The sequence below is a fragment of the Streptosporangium sp. NPDC051023 genome (assembly GCF_040689595.1).
Classification (GTDB): Bacteria; Actinomycetota; Actinomycetes; order Streptosporangiales; family Streptosporangiaceae; genus Streptosporangium.
In genome coordinates, this window is the sequence record NZ_JBFBCE010000113.1 from 22,757 (window position 1) to 28,880 (window position 6,124).

The following is a 6,124-nucleotide window of genomic DNA, read 5'->3' on the forward strand; positions in this document are numbered from 1 at the left end:
CAGAGCAGACCGGGGCGCGTGCTCCTCCTGCTTCTGGCGATCATTCTCGCCATGGCCGGGGTGATGTTCCTCAACAGGGCATACACCCCCGAGTATGGCCTCGACCTCGCCGGCGGCACGACAGTGACGCTGCAGGCCGTCCCCCCGAACGGCACGGCGCCCACGGAGGAGAGCCTCGACCTCGCGGTCGGCATCATCCGGAACAGGGTGAACGGCAGCGGCATCTCCGACGCCGAGGTCGCCAAATCCGGTGACAACATCATCATCTCCGTCCCCGGAGTTGGCCAGGAGGAAGTCGTCAAGCTGGTCGGCACCACCGCGGAACTGCGGTTCCGCCAGGTGATGGCGGTCACGGCCGGGTCACCTCCCCCCCCGGGCCAGATGCCCACCCAGGCGCCGACACCGTCAACCTCACCCTCTTCCACGGCTCCCGGCAAGAAGGGCGCAGGGACGTCGTCCCCGTCGGCCTCGCCCGCGGCCGAGGGGAGCAAGGGCGCGAAGACGCCGGAGCCGACCGCGACAGCGGCCGCGAGCCCGAGCGGCTCGCCCGCGGGCCGAGCCCTGTCCGAGGCGCTCGTCAACCCCAGCCCGGCCGCGACCCCCACCGCCTCCACGGCCTCCGACAAGCAGGCCGGCTCGGGCAGGAACGCCAAGCCCGGTAAGAGCGCTTCGCCCTCGGCCCAGCCGAGCCAGAGCGCCGCCCCCTCGGCACAGCCGACCGCCCCCTCGGACAATCCGATGGACGGTGTGGACACCAGCGGCATCGACCCGGCGGTCCTCAAGCAGTTCGAGGCGCTCGACTGCTCCAAGAACAAGGGCCAGGGCGCTCAGGACGACCCCGCCAAGCAGTACGCAGGCTGCAGTCAGGACGGCAGCGCCAAGTACGTCCTCGACAAGGCGGCCGTGACCGGCAGCGCGATCGCCAGCGCCAACGCGGGCGTCGACCAGACCACCGGTGAGTGGCTCGTCCAGCTCTCCTTCAAGGGACAGGGCCCCGACCAGTGGTCCAAGGTCACCACCACCGCGTTCAACTCGCAGCCGCCGCGCAACCAGGTCGCCATGGTCCTGGACGGCGTGGTCATCTCCGCGCCGGTCATCCAGGAGCCCATCACCGGCGGCAGGGCGCAGATCTCCGGCAGCTTCACCCAGGTGACGGCGAACGAGCTGGCCGGCCAGCTCAAGTTCGGTGCGCTGCCGCTGAAGTTCGAGAAGAGCTCGATCGACGAGGTCTCCTCGACCCTGGGCGCCGACCAGCTCCGCGGCGGCCTCGTCGCCGGCGCGATCGGCCTCGGCCTGGTGCTCATCTACTCGATGCTGTACTACCGCGGCCTGGGCATCGTCTCGGTGCTGAGCCTCCTGGTCGCGTCGATCCTGACCTACCAGGCGGTGGTGCTACTCGGCGCGTTCGCGGGCTTCCGCCTGTCGCTGCCGCACATCATCGGCCTCATCGTCTCGATCGGCATCACCGCGGACTCGTTCATCGTCTACTTCGAACGCATCCGTGACGAGATGAAGGAGGGCCGCCGCTCGCTGCGGACGGCCGTCGAGGTCGCCTGGACCCGTGCTCGCCGGACCATCCTGATCGCCGACGCGGTCATGTTCATCGCAGCCGTCGTGCTGTACTTCCTGGCCGTCGGCGGTGTGGCCGGGTTCGCCTTCGCGATGGGCCTGACCACGCTCATCGACATCGTCGTGGTGTTCCTGTTCACCAAGCCGTTCGTCGCGCTGCTGGCCAAGCGGAAGTTCTTCGCCAAGGGCCACAAGCTCTCCGGCCTCGACGCCGAGCGCATGAGCAGCACGGCCGCAGTCGGCTCCAAGACCGTCCCGCAGGAGGCATGATGTCCGGCATCGCGCGCCGGTTGTACCGCGGCGAGGTCGACGTCGACTTCGTCGGGCGCAGGAAGCTCTGGTACGGCCTGTCCGCCGTGCTGCTGCTGATCTCCATCGCCGGTCTGATCGTCAACGGCCTCAACCTGGGCGTCGAGTTCAGGGGCGGCTCGGTGTTCTCCTTCAAGGCGCCGGCCGCCCAGATCCAGGACGTGCGCACCACCTTCGCCGACGCGGGCGCCCACCAGGTCATCGTGCAGACGACGAACAACGGCTGGCGGGTCACCACCGAGAGCCTCACGCCGGAAGGGGTGACCAACACCCAGAAGACGGTCGCCCAGAAGTTCGGCCTGCCGCAGAACCAGGTCAACCTCCAGGTGATCGGCGCCTCGTGGGGCGGTCAGGTGGCCGACAAGGCGATCACCGGCCTGATCGTCTTCATGCTGGCCATCATCCTGTACCTCACGGTCGCCTTCGAGTGGAAGATGGCGTTGTCGGCGGTCGTCGCGCTGCTCCATGACCTGGTGATCACCGCGGGCGTCTACGCGTGGTCCGGCTTCGAGGTCACCCCGGCGACCCTGCTGGGATTCCTGACGATCCTCGGATACTCCCTGTACGACGCGGTCGTCGTGTTCGACATGATCAAGGAGGTCACCGCCAAGCTCGGTACGACCTCCAAGATGACCTACACGCAGGCCGCGAACAACGCGCTGAACCACACGCTGATCCGGTCGCTGAACACCACCCTGGTCGCGATCCTGCCGGTGGCCGCGATTCTGTTCATCGGCACCACGCTGTTCGGCGCGGGCACGCTGAAGGACCTGTCGCTGGCACTGTTCGTCGGCATGATCGTCGGGACGTACTCCTCGCTGTGCGTGGCGACGCCGATGCTGGTCACGCTGAAGGAGCGCGAGTCGCGCTACCAGGCGATCGCCCGCAGGCTCGCCTCCCAGAGCGGCAGCGGGAAGAGCGGCGGCGCGAAGAGCGTCAAACAACCGGTGACGGCGGGAGCCCCCAACGGCGTCGCGCCGGACGCAGAAAAGCGTAAGAAGAAGTAGGCCACCCGACAAAGCCTCCGTCCCCTCACCGGGGGCGGAGGCTTTTCTTTAGAGGAAGTGACGATGACCGACCTGAGCAGGCTCATCCTGGAGCGGATCCGCGACGTTCCCGACTACCCCCAGCCCGGAGTGCTCTTCAAGGACATCACCCCGTTGCTCGCCGACCCGCAGGCCCTGGCCGCCGTGGTCGACGAGTTCGCCGGGCTCTACCCGGTCGATAAGATCGTCGGGATCGAGGCCAGAGGGTTCATCCTGGCCGCCCCGGCGGCCTACAGGGCGGGCGCAGGTTTCGTCCCGGTACGCAAGAAAGGCAAACTGCCCGCAGAGACGCTTGAGGCGTCCTACGATCTGGAGTACGGCTCCGCCACCATCGAGGTCCATCGAGACGCCTTCGCCCCCGGGGAACGCGTCCTGATCGTCGACGATGTGCTCGCCACCGGAGGTACGGCGCGCGCGGCGGTGGAGCTGGTCCGCAGGGCGGGCGCCGACGTCGTCGCCATCGCCGTGCTCATGGAACTGGCCTTCCTCAACGGTCGGGAGCGACTGGACGGCGTCGAGGTGCATTCCCTCGTGATTGTCTGATCCCACCCCGCCGGGGAAGGTATTTGAACCGGTCTGGATACACTGGGGGGATCTGGACTCGAACGTGAGGAGTCTGAGTGCCCCGTGATGTGGTCGTCCCCGACGTGACCGCCGACGGTGGCGGTCCCGCGACGGCCGTCCCGGCAGGCGATGCCGGTTCCGCCATGTCCGGAGCCACCGAAGAGAGGCCTGCCGTAAGGCGCAGGCTCGCACGCTTTGGGGGGCAATGGGGTGGCGCCATGAACCCGGTGCTGGAGCCGCTGTTCCGGACGGTCCGCGCGACCCATCCGAAAGCGGACCTACGGCTCATCGAGCGTGCCTACGACGTGGCCGCCTACCATCACCGTGATCAGAAGCGTAAAAGCGGAGACCCGTACATCACCCATCCGCTGGCCGTCGCGACGATCCTCGCGGAGCTGGGAACCGACGACGAGACGCTGTGCGCCGCGCTGCTGCACGACACCGTCGAGGACACCGCCTATGGCCTCGACGAGCTGCGCTCCGACTTCGGTGACAGCATCGCGCTGCTGGTCGACGGCGTCACCAAGCTCGACAAGGTCAAGTTCGGTGACGCCGCGCAGGCCGAGACGGTGCGCAAGATGGTCGTCGCGATGTCCCGCGACATCCGGGTGCTGGTGATCAAGCTCGCCGACCGCCTGCACAACATGCGCACCATGCGTTACCTGCCCGAGCACAAACGGCAGCAGAAGTCCCGCGAGACGCTGGAGATCTTCGCTCCGCTCGCCCACCGCCTCGGCATGAACACCATCAAGTGGGAGCTGGAGGACCTCGCGTTCGCCATGCTCTACCCCAAGCGCTACGACGAGATCGCCAGGATGGTCTCCGAGCGCGCCCCGCGCAGGGACCTGTTCCTGCAGGAGGTCATCGAGAAGGTCTCGGGAGACCTGCGCGAGGCCAAGATCCGCGCGGTGGTCAAGGGACGTCCCAAGCACTACTACTCGGTCTACCAGAAGATGATCGCCAGGGACGTCGCCTTCGACGACATCTACGACCTGGTCGGCATCCGGGTGCTGGTCGACACGGTCCGCGATTGCTATGCCGCCCTCGGGACGATTCACGCGCGATGGAACCCGGTGCCCGGCCGGTTCAAGGACTACATCGCGATGCCCAAGTTCAACATGTACCAGTCGCTGCACACCACGGTCATCGGCCCCGAGGGCAAGCCCGTCGAGCTGCAGATCCGCACCCACGGCATGCACCACAGGGCCGAGTACGGCGTCGCGGCGCACTGGAAGTACAAGGAGGACATGACCACCTCCGGTCCTCCGGGGGCGAAGCTGAAGCCGGCCAGCGACATGGCCTGGCTGAGGCAGCTGCTCGACTGGCAGAAGGAGACCGCGGACCCGGGCGAGTTCCTGGAGTCGCTGAGGTTCGACCTGTCGGTCTCCGAGGTGTACGTCTTCACGCCCAGAGGCCAGGTGATCGCCCTTCCCGAGGGGGCGACGTCCGTCGACTTCGCCTACGCCGTGCACACCGAGGTCGGTCACCGCTGCATCGGCGCCCGGGTCAACGGCCGCCTGGTGCCGCTCGAGTCGCGCCTCGGCAACGGCGACACCGTGGAGATCTTCACCTCCAAGTCGCCGGACGCCGGCCCCTCGCGTGACTGGCTCAAGTTCGTCAAGTCCGGCCGTGCCCGCAACAAGATCCGGCAGTGGTTCTCCAAGGAGCGCCGCGAGACCGCGATCGAGGCGGGCAAGGAGGCCATCGGCAGGGCCATGCGCAAGCAGGGCCTGCCACTGCAGCGCCTGATGTCCGGAGAGTCCCTCCTGGCGCTCGCCAGGGACCTGCGCTACCCCGATGTCTCCGCGCTCTACGCGGCCGTCGGAGAGGGCCACATAGCCGCCCAGGCGGTCGTACAGAAGCTGGTGCACTCCATCGGAGGGGTCGAGGGCGCCGAGGAGGACATCGCCGAGGCCTCGGTGCCGACGAAGCTGCGCGGCCGTCCCCGCGGCCGCGGCGGCGCGGGCGTGGTCGTCGCGGGTGACTCCGACGTCTGGGTGCGCCTCTCGCGCTGCTGCACCCCCGTTCCCGGTGACGAGATCATCGGCTTCGTCACCCGTGGTCACGGGGTCTCGGTGCACCGCACCAACTGTCCCAACGTGGAGCAGCTGAAGTCCGAGCCCGACCGCCTGGTCGAGGTCGCCTGGTCGGCCGCGGAGGACTCGGTCTTCCTGGTCGCGCTCCAGGTCGAGGCGCTCGACCGGCCACGCCTGCTGTCCGACGTGACACGGACCCTGTCCGACCAGCACGTCAACATCCTGTCGGCGTCGGTGACCACGTCCAAGGACCGTGTGGCGATCAGCAAGTTCACCTTCGAGATGGGCGATCCCAAGCACCTGGGACACGTCCTGAAGGCCGTCCGCAACATCCAGGGCGTCTACGACGTCTACCGGGTGAGCGGCGCGGGCTCCTGACCCCGGGCCCGTTCCCGTTGGAGGGAGCGGGCCCGCCTCCCGCCGTCCGTCGGTGCCGCCCGGCCGTGCGCCGCCGTACCGGCGCCGGTGGGGTCCTCCAGCGGAGCGGGCGCGTCAGCCCGCCGGGCTTCGTGAGCGGGTCAAGCCTGAGCTGCGCCGGTTCGTGCACTACGGCGCGACCAGCCAGGACATCAACGACACGGCGTCGATGCTGGTCGCCGC

General features: G+C 68.2%; 4 protein-coding genes. All 4 read left to right on the forward strand.

The window, feature by feature from the left end; genetic code table 11:
* The first annotated feature begins 18 nt into the window (after positions 1 to 18).
* The 4 genes from secD (at position 19) to AB0395_RS42795 (ending at position 5,902) form a co-directional block, all read left to right on the forward strand.
* Entirely contained in the window at positions 19 to 1,839 is a 1,821-nt protein-coding gene (gene secD / locus AB0395_RS42780) for a protein translocase subunit SecD (protein WP_366292361.1), read from the forward strand.
* Positions 1,836 to 2,885, forward strand: coding sequence for a protein translocase subunit SecF (gene secF / locus AB0395_RS42785; RefSeq protein WP_366292364.1), 1,050 nt, complete (start codon positions 1,836 to 1,838; stop codon positions 2,883 to 2,885). The genes secD and secF overlap by 4 nt, the downstream gene beginning before the upstream one ends.
* A gap of 63 nt (positions 2,886 to 2,948) precedes the next feature.
* Complete coding sequence (locus tag AB0395_RS42790) at positions 2,949 to 3,467, forward strand: adenine phosphoribosyltransferase (RefSeq protein ID WP_366292367.1); 519 nt, start codon at positions 2,949 to 2,951, stop codon at positions 3,465 to 3,467.
* Between the two features lie 239 nt (positions 3,468 to 3,706).
* Positions 3,707 to 5,902: a bifunctional (p)ppGpp synthetase/guanosine-3',5'-bis(diphosphate) 3'-pyrophosphohydrolase gene (locus AB0395_RS42795; protein ID WP_366292373.1), complete on the forward strand. Its 2,196-nt coding sequence runs from the start codon at positions 3,707 to 3,709 to the stop codon at positions 5,900 to 5,902.
* Positions 5,903 to 6,124 lie beyond the last annotated feature (222 nt).

Bases quoted from the DNA above. Each gene is read 5' to 3' on its own strand.
- secF (WP_366292364.1), top strand. From the start codon at position 1,836: ATGATGTCCGGCATCGCGCGCCGGTTGTACCGCGGCGAGGTCGACGTC.
- AB0395_RS42790 (WP_366292367.1), top strand. From the start codon at position 2,949: ATGACCGACCTGAGCAGGCTCATCCTGGAGCGGATCCGCGACGTTCCC.
- AB0395_RS42795 (WP_366292373.1), top strand. From the start codon at position 3,707: ATGAACCCGGTGCTGGAGCCGCTGTTCCGGACGGTCCGCGCGACCCAT.